23 protein-coding genes and 2 pseudogenes are annotated in these 19,525 nt (G+C 62.8%); 6 read left to right on the top strand and 19 right to left on the bottom strand.

The annotated features are described in order from the left end of the window. Positions 1-163: 163 nt before the first annotated feature. From EKL94_RS05235 to EKL94_RS05195, 9 genes are all read right to left on the bottom strand, one after another. A complete protein-coding gene (locus EKL94_RS05235) occupies positions 164-343 on the bottom strand; it encodes a hypothetical protein (protein ID WP_126928265.1) in 180 nt (59 codons plus the stop codon). Further along, positions 336-761 (bottom strand): hypothetical protein, encoded by a 426-nt coding sequence (locus EKL94_RS05230; protein WP_126928264.1) that lies wholly within the window; start codon positions 759-761, stop codon positions 336-338. Before EKL94_RS05230 ends, EKL94_RS05235 begins: the two co-directional genes overlap by 8 nt. An 85-nt stretch (positions 762-846) precedes the next feature. After that, positions 847-3,537, bottom strand: a complete 2,691-nt coding sequence (locus EKL94_RS05225; RefSeq protein WP_126928263.1) for a toprim domain-containing protein — start codon at positions 3,535-3,537, stop codon at positions 847-849. Positions 3,538-3,647: 110 nt separating this feature from the next. Continuing rightward, positions 3,648-3,893, bottom strand: coding sequence for a hypothetical protein (locus tag EKL94_RS05220; protein ID WP_111105464.1), 246 nt, complete (start codon positions 3,891-3,893; stop codon positions 3,648-3,650). Next, on the bottom strand, positions 3,893-4,201 hold the full coding sequence (locus EKL94_RS05215) for a hypothetical protein (protein WP_126928262.1): 309 nt from the start codon (positions 4,199-4,201) through the stop codon (positions 3,893-3,895). Before EKL94_RS05215 ends, EKL94_RS05220 begins: the two co-directional genes overlap by 1 nt. Beyond that, entirely contained in the window at positions 4,201-4,767 is a 567-nt protein-coding gene (locus tag EKL94_RS22870; RefSeq protein WP_440087012.1) for a hypothetical protein, read from the bottom strand. Before EKL94_RS22870 ends, EKL94_RS05215 begins: the two co-directional genes overlap by 1 nt. Next, complete coding sequence (locus EKL94_RS05205) at positions 4,764-4,967, bottom strand: hypothetical protein (protein WP_260473381.1); 204 nt, start codon at positions 4,965-4,967, stop codon at positions 4,764-4,766. The genes EKL94_RS22870 and EKL94_RS05205 overlap by 4 nt, the downstream gene beginning before the upstream one ends. A 71-nt stretch (positions 4,968-5,038) precedes the next feature. Next, a complete protein-coding gene (locus EKL94_RS05200) occupies positions 5,039-5,371 on the bottom strand; it encodes an ogr/Delta-like zinc finger family protein (protein WP_258391789.1) in 333 nt (110 codons plus the stop codon). Between the two features lie 8 nt (positions 5,372-5,379). Continuing rightward, the gene (locus EKL94_RS05195; protein ID WP_126928259.1) at positions 5,380-5,712 is read right to left on the bottom strand and encodes a DNA-binding protein; all 333 of its coding nucleotides are present in this window, start codon (positions 5,710-5,712) and stop codon (positions 5,380-5,382) included. A gap of 70 nt (positions 5,713-5,782) precedes the next feature. Between EKL94_RS05195 and EKL94_RS05190 the strand changes: the two genes are divergently transcribed. From EKL94_RS05190 to EKL94_RS05180, 3 genes are all read left to right on the top strand, one after another. Beyond that, positions 5,783-6,214 carry a helix-turn-helix domain-containing protein gene (locus EKL94_RS05190; RefSeq protein WP_260473380.1) on the top strand — a complete coding sequence of 144 codons (432 nt, stop codon included), beginning with the start codon at positions 5,783-5,785 and terminating at the stop codon, positions 6,212-6,214. A gap of 487 nt (positions 6,215-6,701) precedes the next feature. Continuing rightward, a complete protein-coding gene (locus EKL94_RS05185) occupies positions 6,702-8,093 on the top strand; it encodes a PIN-like domain-containing protein (protein ID WP_126928258.1) in 1,392 nt (463 codons plus the stop codon). A 199-nt stretch (positions 8,094-8,292) separates the two neighbouring features. After that, a complete protein-coding gene (locus tag EKL94_RS05180) occupies positions 8,293-9,681 on the top strand; it encodes a PIN-like domain-containing protein (protein ID WP_126928257.1) in 1,389 nt (462 codons plus the stop codon). A 13-nt stretch (positions 9,682-9,694) separates the two neighbouring features. On the opposite strand, the gene EKL94_RS05175 is transcribed toward EKL94_RS05180, so the two are convergent. From EKL94_RS05175 to EKL94_RS05145, 9 genes and pseudogenes are all read right to left on the bottom strand, one after another. After that, on the bottom strand, positions 9,695-10,699 hold the full coding sequence (locus EKL94_RS05175) for a phage late control D family protein (RefSeq protein ID WP_126928256.1): 1,005 nt from the start codon (positions 10,697-10,699) through the stop codon (positions 9,695-9,697). After that, complete coding sequence (locus EKL94_RS05170; RefSeq protein WP_099561475.1) at positions 10,696-11,097, bottom strand: phage tail protein; 402 nt, start codon at positions 11,095-11,097, stop codon at positions 10,696-10,698. The genes EKL94_RS05175 and EKL94_RS05170 overlap by 4 nt, the downstream gene beginning before the upstream one ends. An 11-nt stretch (positions 11,098-11,108) precedes the next feature. Next, positions 11,109-13,973, bottom strand: a complete 2,865-nt coding sequence (locus tag EKL94_RS05165) for a phage tail tape measure protein (protein ID WP_126928255.1) — start codon at positions 13,971-13,973, stop codon at positions 11,109-11,111. A gap of 22 nt (positions 13,974-13,995) precedes the next feature. After that, positions 13,996-14,133, bottom strand: coding sequence for a hypothetical protein (locus tag EKL94_RS22345; protein WP_181453917.1), 138 nt, complete (start codon positions 14,131-14,133; stop codon positions 13,996-13,998). A gap of 12 nt (positions 14,134-14,145) precedes the next feature. Next, a complete protein-coding gene (locus EKL94_RS05160) occupies positions 14,146-14,262 on the bottom strand; it encodes a GpE family phage tail protein (protein ID WP_032963109.1) in 117 nt (38 codons plus the stop codon). Positions 14,263-14,270: 8 nt separating this feature from the next. Next, complete coding sequence (locus EKL94_RS05155; RefSeq protein ID WP_126928254.1) at positions 14,271-14,582, bottom strand: phage tail assembly protein; 312 nt, start codon at positions 14,580-14,582, stop codon at positions 14,271-14,273. Positions 14,583-14,644: 62 nt separating this feature from the next. After that, positions 14,645-14,893 (bottom strand): annotated as a pseudogene (locus EKL94_RS22340) (phage major tail tube protein); the annotation flags it as partial. Between the two features lie 40 nt (positions 14,894-14,933). Then, positions 14,934-15,437, bottom strand: a pseudogene (locus EKL94_RS22620) (phage tail protein); the annotation flags it as partial. Between the two features lie 370 nt (positions 15,438-15,807). Beyond that, complete coding sequence (locus EKL94_RS05145; protein ID WP_440087016.1) at positions 15,808-16,137, bottom strand: phage tail protein I; 330 nt, start codon at positions 16,135-16,137, stop codon at positions 15,808-15,810. Here EKL94_RS05145 and EKL94_RS05140 point away from each other — a divergent pair. Genes EKL94_RS05140 through EKL94_RS05130 form a run of 3 tightly spaced genes read left to right on the top strand, consistent with a single transcriptional unit; the run spans position 16,112 to position 18,007 of the window. After that, entirely contained in the window at positions 16,112-17,125 is a 1,014-nt protein-coding gene (locus EKL94_RS05140; RefSeq protein ID WP_126928252.1) for a phage portal protein, read from the top strand. The two genes, EKL94_RS05145 and EKL94_RS05140, sit on opposite strands and share 26 nt — an antisense overlap. After that, a complete protein-coding gene (locus EKL94_RS05135; RefSeq protein ID WP_126928251.1) occupies positions 17,122-17,379 on the top strand; it encodes a Com family DNA-binding transcriptional regulator in 258 nt (85 codons plus the stop codon). The genes EKL94_RS05140 and EKL94_RS05135 overlap by 4 nt, the downstream gene beginning before the upstream one ends. After that, a complete protein-coding gene (locus EKL94_RS05130) occupies positions 17,297-18,007 on the top strand; it encodes a DNA-methyltransferase (protein WP_126928250.1) in 711 nt (236 codons plus the stop codon). Before EKL94_RS05135 ends, EKL94_RS05130 begins: the two co-directional genes overlap by 83 nt. Before the next feature lie 59 nt (positions 18,008-18,066). Here the strand turns inward: EKL94_RS05130 and EKL94_RS05125 are convergent, their stop codons facing one another. Further along, the gene (locus EKL94_RS05125) at positions 18,067-19,230 is read right to left on the bottom strand and encodes an AlbA family DNA-binding domain-containing protein (RefSeq protein WP_185829992.1); all 1,164 of its coding nucleotides are present in this window, start codon (positions 19,228-19,230) and stop codon (positions 18,067-18,069) included. Between the last annotated feature and the right edge of the window lie 295 nt (positions 19,231-19,525).

Here is a 19,525-nt window from a genome sequence, read left to right as displayed (position 1 = left end):
GCCCAGGCCAGGTCGAAGGTGGGGCATTTCGCCGTGCGGCTGCAGCGGCATTCAATGAAATGATCGCCGCGTGCTTCCAGCCGTCGTCCGTCAAGGATATAGCGGGCGGGGTGGCCGGACGGGCACGCCGGCAGCGGCCGGGGCGGAGTCTTCTGCTGCTGCTTCATGCGGCGGCCCGGCGCACGGCCATGGGGGCACGGCGGCGCAGCGGCTGCGGGATCTGGCCCACGGCCAAGCCGCTATGACGGCGCCGAGGCGGGCGCGTCTGCCACATCTTGAGCATGGTGGCGCCGGCAACCGGCAGCACCACGCACATGGCCAGCAGGGCGACGAAATCAACCATTGGCCACCTCCTGCGCAGCCTGCGCCACTGCAGCGGCGGTTGCTCGCTTGCCCGGCAGCATGTTGGCCACTTCGTAAGGGAAGGGAATGCGGCTGGCCAGGTCGGCAAGCTCGGGCGAAATCCAGCTGGTCTCGTCGTTGAAGTCGGTTCCCTTCACCAGTTCCCAGCCCTTCCTGCTGCCCCTGCGGCGCTCGAACACGCACTGCGCGATCTTGGCCGGTCCCATGTTCATCATCGCTGTGGCAATGACGCGGTTGTGGGTAATATGGAGGGTGACCGTAGCGCTGGCGTCGGTATCACCGTCTGCCGCAGCATTCACACAGTTATGCACACCCGTGATAGCCTCCGCACCGGGTCCGGTGCTGGAATCCAACGACTTTGCGAGGGTGGTCATGGCTTGGCCTGTCATCTGTTGCATGGTTCTCTCCTGAACTTCGTTGGTGGATGGCCTTGGGGGCGGTGTTGGCGCACTCCCCGCCGGGCCTTTGCTGTTGCTGCGGGTCTTACTTCTGGAACACCCAACACTTCACGGTGCTGCTGAGCATTGGGGTGGATCGGATCGCGCTGTTTACGGCGGTGTTGGCGCTGATGAACTTGTGGCGCTTCGACTCGACCAGCAGCCGGCGCAGGTCGCCAATGTCTGGCACCTGCTGGCCGTAGTAGCCCGCCTTCTGGATGAACTCGTTGAGGTTGATGGCGATGCGGGTGTCGTCGCGCGAGTGATTCAGCACGGTTCGCCTGTCGCCGCTGGCCTGCATCTCGATGTACTCGTACGCATCCCAGAACTCCGAAACGATGCGGTGATCGGCGCCGATGGCGTCCTGACGTTCGGTGGCCATCTTGACCAGGGCGTCTCGGGTCTCGCGCACCATGTGTTCCGGCAGGTTGACCACCAGCCGTAGCGCATCGAGCAGGGCGAGCATCTGCGCGTGGTTCTTGATGATGCGCTCGACGCGCAGCTCCTTCTCCTCGCGCAACCTGGCTTCGTAGAACCGAACGCGCTCGGCGAACTTCTCCATCACGGCGGTTTCCGCCTTGAGCGCTGCCAGCAGGAAGTGGCTGAGCTTCTCGACCGGGAGCGCATTGAGATTGTCCGCAGCCTGCCGGCTTTCGGTCGTCGCGGTCGGCTTCTTGAAATGCAGCTTCACGATGCGCGTAAGAATGGCTTCGCTGCCATCTACAGGCGCGTTCTGGCTGATGACGATGGTTCCCTGGAACGGCGGCTCGTAGGTTTCGTTGCCGCCGTTGCGCACGCCGCGCGTGGCCAGGGTGCCGCCGCCGTAGTAGTCCTTCAGTTCGTCCCACTCGAACGATTTGGCGTGCGCCTTGTCGCCGTTGTCGCTGCGATCGGCTTCCAGCAGCACAATGGGCATGCCGGAAATCTGCCCCATGGCGCGGGCGCGGCCGGCCTTCGTGGACTTGGCGGGGTCAAAGCCTTCATGGTCGGCGCGGGCGAGCAGCTTCCATAGGAAGTTGAGCAGCGTGGTCTTGCCGGCGCCGGCCTCCCCCGTGGCTTCCAAGAATGGGAACGACTTGTGACTGCTGCGGATCTGATTGGCGTACAGCGAGCCGAACCAGAACGTGAGGGCCACGATGCCGTGCGTGCCGAAGCACGTCCAGAGCCAGCTGAGCCAGTCGGTGGAGTAGTTTTCGTGATCGCGCTGGATGTCCATGCGGATCGACCGCTGCGTGGTCTTGATACGCAGCTTGTTGAATTCGAAGTAATCCTCGGCATTGGCGAGGGTCACCTCGCCGGCGCGCACGGCCAGGTCAGGGAAGATGTACGCCTTGTGCTCGGGGCTGTAGCCGACGAAATCGACCGTATCGACCTTTTTGATATTGAACAGCTGGTCTTCCATCATTCGGTCCAGCTGCTGGCCGCTGCCGCTGAACACGGCGCCCTGCGCAAGGCTGATGATTCGCTTCTTGAACTCGGTAGCGCTGGCCACCTGGGCGCCGGTGAAGGTGCCTTTGACCGAAGGTGCGTCGTGGGGGAAATCAACTCGGAAGTAGTACCAGCTTTCGTCGGTCGCTTCGTGGCGCTGGAAGTAGAGGGCTTCGGGGTAGCAGTTGGCGATCTGCTGCACTGACGCACAGGCGCGCCGGATCTTGGCTTCGGTCTCTTCGCTGACCGCTCCCTCTTCGTCATCGGGGTTCTTCTCCCGCATCATCTTGTCGAAGCGCACCGCGTCGAACTCGAACCAGAACAGGCGGGAGGCGAACTCGATGTGGAACTCGGTCTTCTGCTCGCGCTGGTAGATGACCAGCCCCTTGTCCACGGCGGTGCGAGTCATCAGCACGGCGCCGTTGTGGCGTGCCAGGTCGAGGTCAGCCTGCCACTGTGCGTCGCCGTCCTCTGCCGCCTGCGCGCGCAGGTGCAGATCGTTCCAGTCGGTTTTCTTGTCGCCTACCTGCTCGATCTGCGCAGCCATGCACCGATAGCCCAGCTTCTCCGCCCGGCGCGCATGCTTGACCGTGTAGGCGCGGGCGCCCGGCTCGTTGTCCAATCCCCACACCAGCACCGGCAGATCGCCCGGACGCGCGGATTTCAGTTCCTTGAGGGATTGCTCGGGATAGGCGTTGCTCGACATAGCCGCAACGGCGCAGATGCCGCGCTGCAGGAGGGCAATGGCGTCGAAGATGCCCTCTACGATCCAGACTTCGCGGGCGGTGCGCAGTTGGTCTTGAGCGGCCGCGCCCCACCACACCCCAGCGTAGCTCTCGCCCGGCGCAAACCGGGCCTTCATCTTGCCGAACCTATGGGGCCGGTCGATCAGACGTTCCCACCAGCCTCCTTTCACCAGCGGGAAGCGGACGGTGGCTGTACCCTGGCGCTTCGCGCGGTCGTAGTAGTCCTCTTGAGTGTAGAGACCCTTCAACGGCTTGACGCTGAATCCGCGGGCGGTGGTCAGGTACGCGTCGGCTGCGGCATGCGGCGCCTGCGGCGTCTGCGGGTTGGTCTTGGAGTAGTCGTCGAACAGGTCGTCGTAGAGGTCGCGCACGCGCACCTCTTGGCCGCACTTGGCCTGTCGGCCGCAGCGCAGAATCCAAGGCTTCTCGTAGCTGGTGTATAGCTCCTTCTTGCCGCAGTGGGGGCACTTGCCCCCGCGCATGTACGGGGTGCCGCTGCGGTGCTTGAGGCCATAGTCGCGCTGGACGCGCGTCAGTACCTGTTGGCGGATCTCTTCTTGCATGGCGGCTCAGCCTTCGTTCGCCGCGTGCGCGGCGGTGCGGTGGTGTTGCATGGTTCTCTCCTGACCAACCCCGGCCGCGTTGGCGCGCTGCGGGGATCGGGGGTGGGGTCTTACTCGACTGCGGGGCGGGACCGGCCGAGAATCGCGGCGAGGTCTTCGGCCATGTACTTCGCTACGGCTGAGGTGTGATCGGCCTCGATTTCCAGCATCTTTGCGGCCTCGCTGGGCAGCTTGGCCAGCAGCTCGGCTGCAGCTGCGATGCGGCACAGGCGCAGATAGTCGGCAAGGCTGATGACCTGGTCGCCGCGATCCACTGGATCGGGCAGCACAGGCGTATGCCCGTTGTTGCTGGCCATCAGTTCACCCCGCCTGGGTAGCTTTCGCCCGTGCGCATCCACTGGAAGAAGCGCTCGGCCTCACCCTTGGCGAGCAAGTAGACGACGGTTCCGATCTGGATTCCCCCGGTAGCGGCTCGCATCACGTTGCGTGAGTGCTGCGCCGTGAAGGTCGCTGCGGTGTCCGACTCGATGTGTACCAAGGCCAGAAACAGAATCTTGTGCTGGTCGAAGGATGCGCGCAGGCCGAAGCCAGGGATCTGCGTTTCCAGCAGGATGACCGGCCGCAGGCAAGGCTCTGGAATGGTGACGTTGGAGGGAGACGCCATCAGTGCACCGCCTTGTCGTCGGTGCCCGGCGCGCGGCCGTCGGCGTCACAGGTGGCGTTGTAGGCGGCGAGTACGTCGCCCAAGGTGATCGCGAGCGGGCACACGCCGACAGCGAGCAGGCGGGCAATGAATGCCTGATACGCATCGTGGGGCCATTCGAGGGTGTCGGCGATCAGGCCGAAGGCGAGCGAAAGCTGACGCGCGGCAGGGTTGCCGGGCGTGGAAGGGGCTCCGTGGGACACGGGGACGTCTCCTGACTTGAGATTGAAATCTCGGCGAGACGTTCTTACGCGTCGCACCGAGGGTGTCGGGAGGGTAAGAACCGGAGTCAGACCGGCGGGCAGTTTTCCCCTTGCGGGTGTTGTATGGCTGCCGCCCTCCCGACGCAGGAAAACGTCGGCGCGCACGAATTGCAGGCGCAAAAAAACCGCGATGCTCTCGGGCGCGGATACCGCTGACTTGGAGTTCTTACGCTCCGTGCGGCGATCATTGCTCCCCGTCCGTGAGGAAGTCAAGTAAATCTGTGTAGAAATGTGCGAATCAGTTGCAGCTGCGGACAGGTTCATGCGGACACCTGCGCGGTAGCGATCGACGGCAGCTGCTCGTAGGCGCCGCCGCGTGCGATATGCGTCATGACCAGGGCGCGAAGCTCTGCGGCATCGCGCTGCTTCTGTGCATAGGGCACGTACTCGACACGCACCGGAGCGGAGACGAAGCTCGGCTCCATTGCCGAGGACCATCCATCAAACTGTGTCTTGTGGCGCATCACAGGCGCAGCACTCCCTTGCTGGCGCCATCGGGCGCCAGGTCAGTTGGTTGTGGAAGGGAAAAGGTGGATCAGGTGGCGGGGTGTTCGCCGCCGTCCTGTGGTGTCGCTTGGGGACCGTCAATCCAATCCAGCTGCATTTCGCCCCGGTCCTCTTTCCAGCGTTGCAGCAGCAGGGCGCGTTCGTAGCCCGGTGTCTGCGGTAGTTCGCAGGCTGGGGCGTTGGGCATGCCGCTGGGGCTGGAAATGCTGGTCAGTTCAGAGTGCCCGGTATAGGTGGCGCCGCATACCGGGTTTTGGCACACATAGGCGTCGGTGCGCAGATGGCGGTGTTGTAGGGCGCTAGTGCGCTTCGTCAACGGTGTGCCGCATGCGTCACAGGTGAAGATGGCGCGCTGGCCCATGACGGCACTCATACCTTGCCCAGGCCCTTGGACGCCTTCTTGGCGGCAGTCTTCTTAACAATGGCATTGCAGGGTTTGCCCTTGGCCGTGCGAACACGGGTGGAAACCGGCGAATCTGTGTGAGAATCAGGGGCGGCTTTCATGCCGAGAGCGACGGCGGCATCGTGGGTCTTTCCGATCCTGCACCTGCTGCTGCTGCGCAAAGCGTTGTTCACGGCATTTCGGTCCAACCCGTGCCGCTCCGCGAAAGCGGTCACGGACAGGCCGTTGTCGATCAGCCACTGCCGGGCTTGTTCGGCAGTGCGCAACGCTGGTGCTGCGGTACGTCGTTTGGCGTTCATTCCGTTTGCCCTGTGTATTTCTAGGCGGAATGGTGGTGAAGTTAACTGCACCTGTCAAGGGGGTAATTGTGTGTCTGTAGGTATTCGCCTGAAAGAAGAACGGAAGCGGCTGGGTCTTACCCAAGAGGCCATGGGACTGGCCTGTGGTGTTGCCAAGCGCACGCAGATTCTGTTCGAGCAAGACGCCCACCTGCCCGGTGGTGCGTACTTTGTCGCGGCCGATGAACTCGGCGTTGATGTGACCTACGTGCTGGTGGGGCGCCGCGAGCGCCTGGCCGAGGCTGACGCGGATCTGCTCGATGCTTGGCGCAATGCGTCGGCTTCGGCACGCGCCGCCGTGATGGCCGCGCTGCGCGGTGTTACGCCGGCGGCGACAACAGCTGCGCCCCGGACCAGCTTCGAGAACACCAGCATCGGCCAGCAGATCAGCGGCGACGTGGATCTGCGCGGGCAAAAGGTCGTTGTCAAGGCTCCGAAAGGATTAAAGAAAGCCGCCCGCTGAGGCTTACCCTGCATCGCATTCAGGCCGCTAACTCGCGCGTACAGGGCGCTGGTAGAGCGCGGAATCTGATGTGAGGGAATATGGGTTGTAGCGGGGAGGTGAAGCGTGGTCAGGGAATGTGCGTGTGCAAGGGAGTCACAGTGTTCGAGGGCGCCGTGATTGGTCAGGTGTTCACTGGTGATGTCCAGATGCAATGCCCTCAGCAGGAGGGGCAACACCGTTGCTCCTATGCCTGGCGAGCACCTATATCCGCAGCGACGCATTCTCTGTCGACAGCGTTGATAGCGATCGGGATCTGGCAGTCGTTTCTTCCTTCAACACAAGCTAACGAAGTATGCGCAGTGTCAGTATTGAACGCATCGTTGTACTGGCTAGCCGGGGCCGCGAGCTACTACATACAAGAAGAACTCGCTCGATTGCTGAAGTGGATGCGCCGCAAACGGGAGAGAGGCCTTGATGCCAACTTCCGAACTGATAAAGGACCGTCATGAAGAACATTTTTCCAGGATTCTATGGGCCCACAGAGGCCGAGTCAGAAAAGCTCTGGGCGGAGGCACTATTCGTTCTGGATTCCAGCGTTCTGCTTAGACTGTACGAGGTTCCGGAACGCACGCGCCAAGAGACTTTCGCGGCCTTCGAGAAGCTTGGTGACCGTCTTTGGGTTCCACACCAGGCGGCACTTGAGTATCACCGAAATAGAGAGCGAACGATTGGTATAGCTAAGGGGCGGGTCGAGGAAGCGTTGAAGCCTATGCAGGATGCTATCGAGGCTTTCATGACATCGGCCAACTCTGTAAAGCTCGCTGAGAGAGGGTATCAAACGGCAAGTGATCGCCTGACTGATTTTAAGGCGGCGGCGGATGAAGTAATGCAGGCCGCTCAAGCAGCAATCGCAAGCCATGTTGCCATCAATGGTAACGATCCAGTCAGGGATGAGCTGGGTAGATTGCTGGACGGTAAGGTGGGTGCAGCGCCCACGGAAGAGGAACTCGCCCAATGGACGAAAGATGCTGCGCAACGCTTCACGCATCGGATGGGTCCGGGACATCTCGATGAAACTAAGATGAAGAATCCGACCTACATGATGGATGGACTGATATTCGATAAGCGATATGCGGATGTCTATGTGTGGAAAGAGACCATCGCGCGTGCGTCCGATGCGAACGTCACATCAGTTGTAATGATCACCAACGACAGCAAGCCAGATTGGTGGAAAAAAACGGACTATGGGGTTGTGGGGCCGCTGCCAGAGATTTGCGCCGAAATTCGTAAGGAGGCTGCACTGGAAAACTACTGGATGTACGACCTAAACGGATTCATGAGCGAGGCAGAGACTCGGCTGCAGGTTAGTGTTTCCGCGACCACGCTTAGTGACGTTGCAGAGACATCACCATTTCTGCTTGCCGAGAAGGAGGTGCGTGCGTCTATAGAACTCTGGAACACACTGACCGATGAGGACCGTGGAAGGGTAAGAAACGGCGCCTTACACAAAATGATGGTGAAGTACGGCCAGGACGCCCTCGAGAAGGCACTGTTGTCTCGCGGATTTGCGGTTCTTAAATCGGATGGGGATGTGGCAGTTGGGTTCCAGACTAGTGGCGAGTACAGAGTTGGTGTTGCGATACACGGCTTCGATGCAGCATCGCGCGGGGCTAGGAGGATGGTTTGCAGTGAGATTGCTCAGATTCTTCCCGTTACACCTCTAAGCCGCATCGAGATCCTTCTGGTGGGCGGAGTGGAAATATCGCCCAACGATATTAACGAAGTGTTCTCCGAATTTGAGAGAGATATCCGGCGACTGAACGTTAAAGATGTTGTCCTCTCAATGCATCACATTGTCAGCGAAAGCACAGTTCACGCCATCGATGCAAAGCTATAGGTGTTGGCTAGCCGTTCCTCACCTTGCCTCGCTCGGGCTCCAAGGGCGATCTGGATTCGCCGGTTCCGTCTCAAATGGCGCTGTCAAAGGGCAAGGTTCCACCTGGGTCGCATACATGTAATTTGATGGTTAAACCTCGCCTGCGGCCTGCGACGCGGACTGTGAGGCATCTACGTTGCAGACTTACATGAGGGGTAGCATGCGTTCACAGTTTTCTGGATACTTCGACCCGCGCTCTAGTGAGATTGACGAGCTCTGGCGCGACGGCGCAATAGCCCTGGACACAAACGTTCTGCTTGGACTCTATCGCATGCCTAACGGCACGCGCGAGCAGATCTTCCAATTGCTCACGCAGGTGCAGGCCAGGCTCTGGGTTCCGTATCACGTACTGGTTGAGTTCCACCGCAACCGATTGGAGGTAATGCGCACCGAGTATGCGGCCTCAAAAGAGCTCGGGAAGGAGGCCAAAATTGCTTACGACGCGTTCAAGGCCGTCGTGTCCAGCAAGCGAGTGCAGGAGCGTGCATGTTGGCCAGAACTGAACGCGATGCTCAAGGAGCTCAATGAAAAGGCCAGCGAACTTTTTAGGATTACTCAGTCTGAGAGTGACCACTACATCTCTCCGGCAAAACAGGATACGGTTCTGCCATTCGTTGAAGACCTGCTACGCGGACGGACTGGGATCCGGCCACAGAGCCAAGAACTCGTCCAAGCCGCCGAGATGGATGGTGCAAACAGGTACGCAGTGAAGATGGGGCCTGGCTACCTCGACACGGAGAAGGCCGGTGATCTGTACATGTTTGATGGTTTAACTTACGACCGGCAGTACGGTGACTACATGGTGTGGCGAGAGCTGCTGCGTTACGGGAAGGACAACGGCCTGCGTCGTCTCATGCTAGTAACGTCCGATGTGAAGGCCGACTGGTGGTTGGATACAAAGTCGGTGTCGGGCAAGCGGCCTCAACCTGAGCTTGTCATGGAGATGCATCGTGAGGCTGGCGTTGAGACCTTCTGGATGTACACCCTTTCGGAGTTCATCCAGAACGCCAAGGAGCGCCTCAAAGCGAATGTAACTGATAAGGCCATTACAGATGCACGGCAGACCGAAGAAGAGGTAACGCGTCGTCGAGAAATTCTGTGGGATAAGCACAAGGCTTCAAGGTCGGCGAGTGGGACAGGTCCGGATGATCTCCACTATCTCATCGGCCAAATGACAGATTACGACGTGCAACATTTTCATGGCGCAGCATTGGGGTATAAGGCCGGCGAGGAACGTCGCAAAGACTATGCGGTGCTCGTGATTGATGGAACGATGCTTCTATTTGGTGGCCCGCCATTCCGTGCCGCGCTGAGGGAGGCCTTCGGAAGTCTCAGTGAGAGAAAAGAGTGTGAGACTTTGCAGATCTATGTGATCTTCGAGCAGCGCCTAAACGAGGATACCGTGAGTCTAGTCACCACCCAGCTGAGAGTATCTATCAGTATGTTCTTGCGTGACGGAATGGAGGTTCATATGTTCGGCGGACACTTCCTCGATCCAGGTCACAAGCTCTATCAATTCGGCCTTTTCCTCGGCGCATTGAAGACCTAGTTTCCGGTGTTCATCAAGAGAATTCGCTACCTCGTTCTAACTCAATGCTGGTCCTAAACCCACTGCTGCCATCGATGGTATGCGTGATCTTGGAAACCAGCCAGTCGGTGCCATCGATCTCCGGTTTGAATCCGCTGACCTTGATGGTCTGCTCCGGATAGATATCCGCCCGGCCCAGCGCGAGCATGTAGCTCAGCTGGGCCGTGCCGCGATCCAATCGCTTGAATTCGGCCTCGGCATGCTGCCGCGCTTCGTCTGCTGTGGCATAGGTCGCCTGCAGCTTTTTCTCGTTCTCCGACGTGCCCACCAGCACCCCGGTGCGGCGGGCGCCCTTACGGTCGCCCCAATAGGCGCGCACGCCGGAGTACTTCTCCCGGTCGGCGACGCTGTAGCGGTGCTGGTCACCACTGGCGCGGGTGATCTGAACGCCTGGCAGCGGATCGCCGCTGGCCGTGGTGCCGGCGCCGATGGGCGAGAAGATCAATGTGCCGGCCTTGATCGTGGCAACCGCGTCGAAGCGCTTGCCCAGGCGGGTGAGCAGGTTGACGTCGCTCTCGTTGGCCTGGTCGAGGTGGGGAATGGGCTGGCGCGCCAGATCCGCGGCCACCGCAAGCCGCAGGGAATGCTCGCCGGCAATCGCCCCGAGAATGTCGCCCAGGGTGCTTTCGTGCCAGCTGCGTTCGCGGCGGCTGCGCACCGCACCGGTCAGGTTCGCCGAACGCGCGCGGATGCTCAGAATGTCGGGCGAGCCGCTGTGCTCAACATCATCGACCACGAACGTTCCCTTATCGAACAGGCCGCTGCTCTCCCAGCCGATGGCCACCTGCAGCTCGACACCGCGACGCGGCAGCGCCAGGTGTCCGTCATGGTCGTGCAGGCGCAGGTCGATCTGGTCCGCTTCGTCGCCACGGCTCTCCGTCAGCGACAGGTCGAGCAGGCGCGGGGCAAGGCGGCTGGTCAGGTCCACGCCATCGAGCACCACGCGCCATGCAGGAACCGGGTACGGGGTGGCCCTCATGCCGGCACCTCGGCGGCGGCGCCGTCGTCGTCGCGTTCGAGCTGCATCTGAAACTCGATCAGGCGCGGCGTGCCATCGGCGAACAGCTCCTTGCGTGTCTCGTTGAGGCCAACCAGTACATAGGCGCCGTAGACCAGCCCCGTGCCCTCAACCAGCGCTTGCGGTTTGCCTTCGTCGGCCAGGGCGCGCAGATCATCCAGCACGTGCAGATTCGATGCCAATTCGCCCGCGATCACGCCTTGCAGGCTGATGGTGTCCTCGCCCAGGCCGACATACTGGCGTGCAGGGCGCGCGTGCAGGCGTTCGCTGCTGGCATGCCGCCAGCTCATTTGCCGCTGCAGCTGATCGTAGGCAGCTGTAGACAGGGAAAACACAAAGGTGCCGTAGGTCATCATCATGGCGATGGATCTCAGTCAGTCAGACGGGAGGAGCGCCGGCCCGCCTTGTCGCGCTCGATCTTCTCGATCTCGGCGCGCACCAGGGCCGCAACGCCCTGGCCATCGGTGCCTGCCGGCGCGGTGATGTTGATGGTGTAGCTGGAAGCGCCTGAGCCGCCCGCTGCGGCCGCTGCAGCGCTTGGGGCGATCACCGGCGCGCCGCCGGCCATAACGGGCATTGCAGCCGCGCCCAGCGCGATGCCTGCGCCGGCCTGCTTCATGCGGTCGCCCAGGCTGGTTACCTGCTGCAGCGGCTCGCCCTGGCTGCGGTCGAGACCACCGGCCAGACCCTGCATGGTGAAGTCGCCGAACTGTGCGAACACGCGAGATGGACTGTGGATACCGAGCATGCCCTTGAACTTGCCCACCACGCCCGAGGCGATGCCGGCGACGGCCTCCATGGCAGCACCGCCCTTGGACACGATGCCGTTGACCAAGCCCTGCACCATGTCGATGCCGGCCTGCATCATTTGCGCCGGCCAGCCCAGTAGGATCTGATTGACGCCAGCCCACATCGCGCTCAGGCCCGAGCGGATCTTCTCACCGTTGCCGGTGAACAGGCCCACGATCAGATCCCATGCGCCCTGCAGGTAGGTCCACGCGCCGCCGATGGCGTTCTGGATCGCGGGCAGAATCGTGGTGAACACACTGACCAGCCAACCGATGGCCTTCACCGCCATGCGCAGGTTTACGGTCAACACGTTGCCCAGGATGTGGCCGAAGCCCCGGCCGGCATCAGTGGCGCCCTGCAGCTGCTCGCTGGTGGCCTCGAACGGGGCGAACAGCTTCTTCACCCAATCCCATGCCTTGCCCATGGCGCCGGACACCATGTCCCACACCGGGCCGAGCGGTTCGAGCGCCTTGGCCAGTTCATCCATGATCGGATTGACCACGTCGAGGATGCCCTGCCACGTGCCGATCATGAATGCCTTGATCGGCTCCCAGTATTTCCATACCAGCGCAGCCACCACGCCGATGGCAGCGCCGATGGCCAGCACCGGAAGGCTGATGCCGCCCAGCAGCGGCAGCAGCATGCGGCCGACGTTGAACAGCATCGGGAAAGCGCGGCCACCGAGTGAGAGCACCTGGCCCACCAGCTTGCCCAGGCCACCGCCACCGCTGAGCAGCGTCACGGCCTTGTGGATCTGCGTCAGCGCCATCGCTCCCACGCCCCCGGCGACCAGCAGGCCACCCAGCGCCACGGCCAAGGCGGTGCCGCCGATGACCAGCTTGGCGATGGTGGCGACCAACTGCGGATTGTTCTTGACCCACTCGGCCATGCGGTCGGCGACCTTGGCCACGCGCGCGGCCAGTTCCTTCACCGTGGGCAGCAGGGTCTTGCCGATCCGCTGTGACAGCACGATGGCGCTGTTCTTGAGCAGGATCAGGCCGTTCTCGGCGGTGCCGACGCGGGCGGCGTACTCAGCGTTCATTGAGCCGCCGTACTTCTGCTCATCGGCCACTTTGCCGAAGTTCTCTTTCAGCAGGTCCAGGTTGGTGAGCAGCGGGGCGATGGCGCCAATGGACTCACGCCCGAACAGCTGCGTCATGGTCGCGGCCTGCTCGGCTTTGGGCAGCTGCTTGAGCTTTTCCAGGACGTCGAGGATGGCGCCGCCGGCGTCGTCCTGCATCGCCTTGGCCAGGTCGCCCGCCTTGAGGCCGAGCTTGTCGAACGATGCCACCTGACGGGCTGTTGCCGCCTCGCCCGAGGACAGAGTGAGCAGCATGTTCTTGATGCCGGTGGCAGACACTTCCGACTCGATGCCCATACCGGCCACCGTGGCGCCCAGCGCCGCCAGCGGGCCGCTACCGAGGCCGGCGACCTCGCCGAGGGCACCGATGCGGTTCACCACCTCGCTGATCTTCTGGACGCTGGCCGGGCCGGTGTTGCCCAGGTAGTTGATCTTGTCGGCCAGCACGACAACGTCATCCTGGCCCATACGGAACGCGGTGCGCCAGGTGGCCATCGTCTGGCCGGCTTCTTCGGCCGTGCTGTCGAAGGCAACGCCCATCTTGGCCGCGTCCTCGGCGAAACGGGTCAGTTCGTTGCTTGCGATGCCGGCCTGGCCGGCGGCGGCGACGATCTTGGCAATGTCGGTGGGAACCATGGGCAGGCGCCGCGACAGTTCCTCAATGTCGGTGCCCATCTTCTCGAAGCCATCGGGCGTGTCGAAGTCCACCACCTTCTTCACGTCGGCCATGGCCGACTCGAAGCCCATGGCTTGGGCGATAGGCAGTGCCTGCGCGCGCAGGGCGCCGAATGCGGCGAACGCCACACCCGCACCGTGCGCGGCGGCATTCATGCCGGCGCTGTGGATCTTCTGGCTACGCGCTTGAGCCGCATCCAGTGCGGCCAGGCGCGTGCGCTGCTGTTCCATCTGCTGGGTGGCGGCGGCGATGTCAGTGCGCAGCTTGCGCTCATGGGCGCCGAGCTGGCGCGTGCTGATGCCTGCGCGGTCCAGACCGGAGCGCAGACGCTGCAGTTCCACCGCCTGCTGCTGATGCTGGTTCTTCAGCTGGGCGGCGGCGGTCTTGGCCTGAGCGAACTCACGGCTGAGTTTGCGGGTCGGTGTGCCAGCGGCGGCCATCTGCCGGGCCAGGGCGGCGACGCGGACCTGGGCCTCTTGATAGCGCTGCTGGGTCGACCGCATAGCCTGTTGCTGCTGGCGGTACGCGCTCACATCGCGCTGGGCGCTATTGAGCCGGCGCAGCGTGGCCTGCTGCTCCTGCAGGGCGCCGGCCAGCCCCTTGCTGCCGGCCATGACCTTGCGGAATGGCGCTGTGGCCTGATCGAGTGCCTGCAGGACTACCTGCAGGCGAAGGTTGCCGCCGCTCATGCGACGACAACCGGCGCGCCACCTACGGCGGCGTGGTATCGGACGGATCGGGAGCGAACGCGGCCAGCAAACGGCAGAGCGCGCTCACTGCCCACACCAGCAGTGCGAGGACAAAGCCGAGCAGGAGCAGCGCAACAACGATGGCGATCACGGTGACCATGGGGGGACGGTATCACGGCTCGGCTCCACTTCTTACACGGGCGCGCTCGCGCCATTCGATCAGTTCAGACAGCGAAAGGGCCGATAGTTCGGTGAGCGTGAACGGAAAGATCACCGCGATATCGGCCATGTAATCCTCTACACAGCGAGGAATTCCTGCTGCGCCTTCGGCAAGAAAAAACCCGCCGTCGCGGTGCCGATGGCGACCAGGTCGGCGGGGTCCAGCTTGTTCACATCAGCAGCGGTCAGGGTCGGCTCGGTGATGCGCGGCAGCAGCGTGGCCACCGCGCCCACGTCCATCTGCAGCAGATCCACCAGCTTGATGCCGCGCAGCTCGCCGGCATTGGGCTTGCGCAGCGTGATGGTTTCGATGGTCTGCTCGCCGCGCTGGATGGGATAGTCGAGCGTGATGGTGTTCGGGGCGATGGCGGTGTTGGTCTTGGCGGTCATGGTGCGTCTCTCTCAGGAAGGGGGGCGGCCGGGCCTTGGAAGCGGCTCGGCGCTTGGGGGGATCAGGCGCCGATGGCGCGGCGCTGGGCGGCGAGCAGGTCCACGCCGTTCACGATGAACACCATGCCGACCATGTCGATTTCGATCTCGGTGCGGCCGTTGATGCTCAGCTTGTAGTAGCTGGCCGAGGTCTTGGTGCTGAACTCGGTGTCGTCGCCGACCTTGCCGGTACCGGCGTCGATCTCGGTGTGGCGACCACGGACGACGATCTCCACCGAATCGACCTCGGCGCTGTCTTCGCGCTGGTAGGCGGAACGTCGAGCCGCTGGCGCTGCCGAACGTGGTCCCGATCACGGCGAACAGGGCCGCGTAGGTCGTGCGGCTCACATCCGCGCCGTTACAGCGCAACCAACCTTCGGGCGGTGATGCGGTAGGGAAGTAGGCAACCAGGCCGGCCGGTAGCAGCCGAGCTGGGGCCAGGTCGGTGATATCGGAGATGGTGTGGGTGTGCTGCTTGGCCGCAAAGTCTGTAGCGTGCTTTCCGTCCACGCTGTCAGCGTCCAGTCCCTTACCACTTCCCTCATCCTTGAGCGCAGCGCTCCTTAGCCCGAGATCGGTGCGCACGTCGGCGGCATCGCCGCGCCCAATGATTGCCTTGCCCAATACCGAAGGCGCCGCTTTACCCAGCCGTGCGTCCAGCGTGGCCAGTAGTGCGCTAGGGGTTACTGCGCGCTTGTCGTCCTTGCCGGCGATGGCCTCTTCGGTCGTGGTCAACTCGACCACGCCCTGTACCTCGGTCGTCGCAGGGGGATTGAGGAAGTCGGTGTTGCCGAACTGGATCTGCTTGGCGTCCATGTCGGCCAGGATCCAATCTACGGCCAGCAGCATCATGGCCTGCGAGGACTTCTCGAGGATCACCTCCGAGCCCCCGTAGATCGCCAGCAGGGTGCCGTCTTCCAGATAGAGGGCGATTCCGCGCAGGGGGTAGGAATCGTCCGATTCATCGCGCACGGTCAGGTGAACCACGTCATCGGCAACGGCCTTGCCACCGAAGGTGGTCAGGCGCTTGCGCTCGCCTGGCAGCGCCAGGTCGCCACCGGCAGGGTCCGGCGTGAACGCACGATCGGTCACACCGATCTGGGTAACGGTGACGGCCTTGGTGCCGGTGTGCGCCGCGTTGACCAGGGCGGCGCGGCCACGGGTGGTGAACTTCAATCGCATGGGATCAATCCTCAGTGGTCATCTGCAGGCGTCGGTAGGCGGTGGCTCGAAGGGCCGCGACCAGCCCGAGCCTTCCTGCGAACTCGGTGCCTTGGGTAAAGGTGAAATGGGAGCGCACCGGCTTTGTCCGGGTGACCTCGGCGATTACGTCCTCGACGTACTTGGCCGATGGATCTGCGCCCGGACGGCCAGAGAGGGTCAGCACCAGCTCGAAGGTGTGAGGCACGCCACGTGGCTCCTGTTGCCACCACTCGCGGATGACAACGGAGCCCCCGAACGATTCGATCACCTCGCGCACGCTGCCGGCGGTGACCGACGCCGACCAGGGCGCCATCGCCGCGCCGCCGGTGAGTATCGAAGCCTTCACCTTTGGCGAGGCCAGCCCGGTGCTGGAATCGCGCGGTTTCCTCGACTACCTCGAATGCTGGCGCAATGGCCGCTACTTCGAGCCGCCGGTGGATCTGTATGGCCTGTCTCGCACGACGCGCTCCAACCCATACCTGCACAGCGGCCTGACGTTCAAGCGCAACATGCTGGTGCGCACGTTCCGACCGCACCGGCTGTTGAGCCGCGAGGCGTTCTCGCAGCTGGCGCTGGACTACACCACCTTCGGCATGGGCTACGTCGAACGCCGGCGTGCCATGTCCGGTACCGCACACAGCCTTGCCGTGCCGCTGGCGCAGTACATGCGCCGTGGCGTGCAGCCCGGTGAGTTCTTCCAGGTACGCACCGGTCGGGTAGAGCATGAGTTTCCAGCCGGTGAGGTGTTCCAGCTACGGGAGGCGGATGCCGACCAGGAGATTTACGGCCTGCCAGAGTGGATGCCAGCGGTGCAGGCTGCGCTGCTGAACGAATCGGCTACGCTGTTCCGACGCAAGTACTACAACAACGGCTCGCACGCGGGCTACATCCTGTACATGACCGACCCGCAGCCCGAGGGCATGGACGTGGATGCGCTGCGCGAGGCACTGCGTCAGTCGCGCGGGCCGGGCAATTTCAAGAACCTGTTCGTGCATTCTCCCAACGGGAAGAAAGACGGCCTGCAGGTGATCCCGGTCAGCGAGGTGGCGGCCAGGGATGAATTCACCGGCATCAAGAGCGTGACCCGCGATGACATGCTGGCTGCGCTGCGGGTTCCGCCGCAGCTGCTCGGTATCGTCCCGCAGAACAGCGGCGGCTTTGGCTCGATCCGGGATGCAGCGACAGTGTGGGCGGCGATGGAACTCGCCCCGCTGCAGACCCGTATGACCGCTATCAACGAGTGGTTGGGGCAGGAGGTGATCCGCTTCGACGCCTTCGAGCTGGGTGTGGCAGCGGCATGAATCAAGCACGACAGAACCTGCGCTGCGGCGCCTGTGCGCGCCTGTTGGCCAAAGCGACAGGTGCCTACGATCTACAAATGAAATGCCCCCGGTGTGGGGACATGAATCACATGAAGGCCCAGAGCCTCTCCACGGATCGCCGCGAGCGACACCACGAAGAAGGCTCTACCCATGAAGAACGAACTGATCCACGGCGATGCCCTGACCATCCTGCCGACCCTGCCGGCCAACAGCTTCGACGCCCTCATCACTGATCCACCGTATGCCAGCGGTGGCGTCCACGCCTCCGCTCGCCAGCGCAGCCCCAACGAGAAGTACATGCAGAGCAGCGGGCCATACCTGCACGCGGACTTCCCCAGCGACGAACGCGACCAGCGTTCGCACCTGGCGTGGATGCAGCTTTGGCTGGCGCAGTGCAACCGCGTCTTGCGCGATGGTGCGCCGGTGTTGCTGTTCACCGACTGGCGGCAGCTGCCGCTGACTACCGATGCGCTGCAGTGCGCCGGCTTCATCTGGCGCGGTGTGGCGGTGTGGGACAAGACTGGCGGCGTGCGGCCGCAGCGCGGCCGATTCTCCAACCAAGCCGAGTACGTCGTATGGGGCAGCAAGGGCGGGATGCCGCTAGGCCGGGCGGCGCCAACGCTGCCGGGTGTCTTCCGCGAGGCGGTGCGCAAGTCGGACAAGCACCACCTCACCGGCAAGCCGACCGACCTCATGCGCCAGCTGGTGCGGATCTGTGAGCAGGGCGGGCGCATCCTCGATCCGTTCGCCGGTTCCGGCACCACGTTGGTGGCTGCGGGTGCGGAGGGCTACGCGTGGACCGGCATAGAGATGACCCGGCACTACTACGACGTGGCCACCAGCAGATTGGGTAGTCACTAATCTCAGGCGCTTACGAAAGAAGGCCGCTTAACAGCGGCCTTCTCTGTTGGAGTGTGCGACTAATGGCGGGGCGGCTTCCATGTGTCGTCGCGGTCGTAATAGGGGCAGCGCTCCAGGCCGAAAGTCTGAAACAGCATGTCGGATAGCCGACGGCACCAGATATCTGGAGAAGAGGCCAGCTCGGACAAACTGCTCACTTCGAGCATTGGAGGTTCCATCTCGGATTCCCAAGGCTCTGGCGTCTGCTCGTCAAAGTCAGGGCCGCGGTAGTGAAGGCGGTGGCTTTCGATCAGCAAGCCCGACAGCGAAATGTATGCAGGCCCTGAGACGCCGAGCTCCACCAGAATACGCGCGCAGCGATGTACCAGATGGCGGATGGTCATGGCTGCTGTCAGCCCCCGAATGAGTAGCTTGCCATCGGACGGTCGCCGGTCTCCGAGCCAACCGAATTCAGTCAAGCCAGAGCGGAAGAACCTAGCGAACTCCTCCGGGCGCTCACCTGGCCGCGCATCTTGGTAGAGCAGGCCGTCGGCAGTGAATGTACGGAAGTCAGCATGCTCGTGGATCACACTTCGGTTGGACGTTGCTAGAGCGTTAAGGTCGATCAGGTTTCCGTCGAACAACGCACTGAAAGGCATGATGTGGACGAGGAGCCAAGCCCTATCCACCATTCGCTTCTTGCGGATCGCGTCATTGATGTGGTTCAGCCGGGAGCGTCGCCATGCTGATGCTTCCTGCAGTGCCCTACCGCGCATTTGGAATGCGGCGCGGAGTTGGTTGTAGTCCATATCGATGTTTATGGTTCCCTGACGGTAAGTGAATCGCCGTTGGTTGTTGAAGGAGGACTGAAAGGGCCCGCCGTACTGCGGTGGGACATCAATCACCAACACGTATCCGGAAGCGACAGCGAGTGCTGTGACCGTGCATCCCACAAGCCTTGGCTGGATGCCGTCCACGATGGACTGATCCAGGCGACGCTGCGCAGCGTCGCTTTCTTCACCAGTGATTGGCACGATGCGAGAGGCGCAGGCATCGTCGTCCTCCTCGACTCCGTACACAATTCGCCCGCCCTCAGTATTGGCTAGGGCGCAGACGTCTTTAAGAAGCTCCCTCCGGCCATCCTCCTTCTTGGAGGGCTGCTCGCGCTTGAAGTCAAGATGCACCGACTCCTGCGCGCGGTCTTGCACCAGCGCCTCCACCCACTCCCTGCTGACCGCTGCCATGCCATTGGTCTCCATTCGTCAGGCCGCATGAGACCGCGACGCCGGGTGCGGGTCAAGGCGTCTGACAGTCGGCGTGCGCACTCGTCTCCCCGCCACGCCCGCCGCAGGGGCACAAGACAGATTCAGATCGAGGCCTGGCGGGGCCGCCAGGCAGAGGGGCGCAAGACAGATTCAGCGCGGCCGAGGCCCGGCTGTGCCGCCAGGCGGAGGGGGCAAGACAGATTCAGCGCGGCTGAGGCCCGGCTGCGCCGCCAGGCAGAGGGGCGCAAGACAGATTCAGCGCGGCCGAGGCCCG

Origin of the sequence: Stenotrophomonas maltophilia, assembly GCF_003970865.1 — a bacterium.
In the GTDB taxonomy this organism is placed as follows: domain Bacteria; phylum Pseudomonadota; class Gammaproteobacteria; order Xanthomonadales; family Xanthomonadaceae; genus Stenotrophomonas; species Stenotrophomonas maltophilia_AR.
The sequence above is the reverse complement of the archived record's forward strand: the minus strand, read 5'-3'. Positions and strand labels throughout refer to the sequence as shown.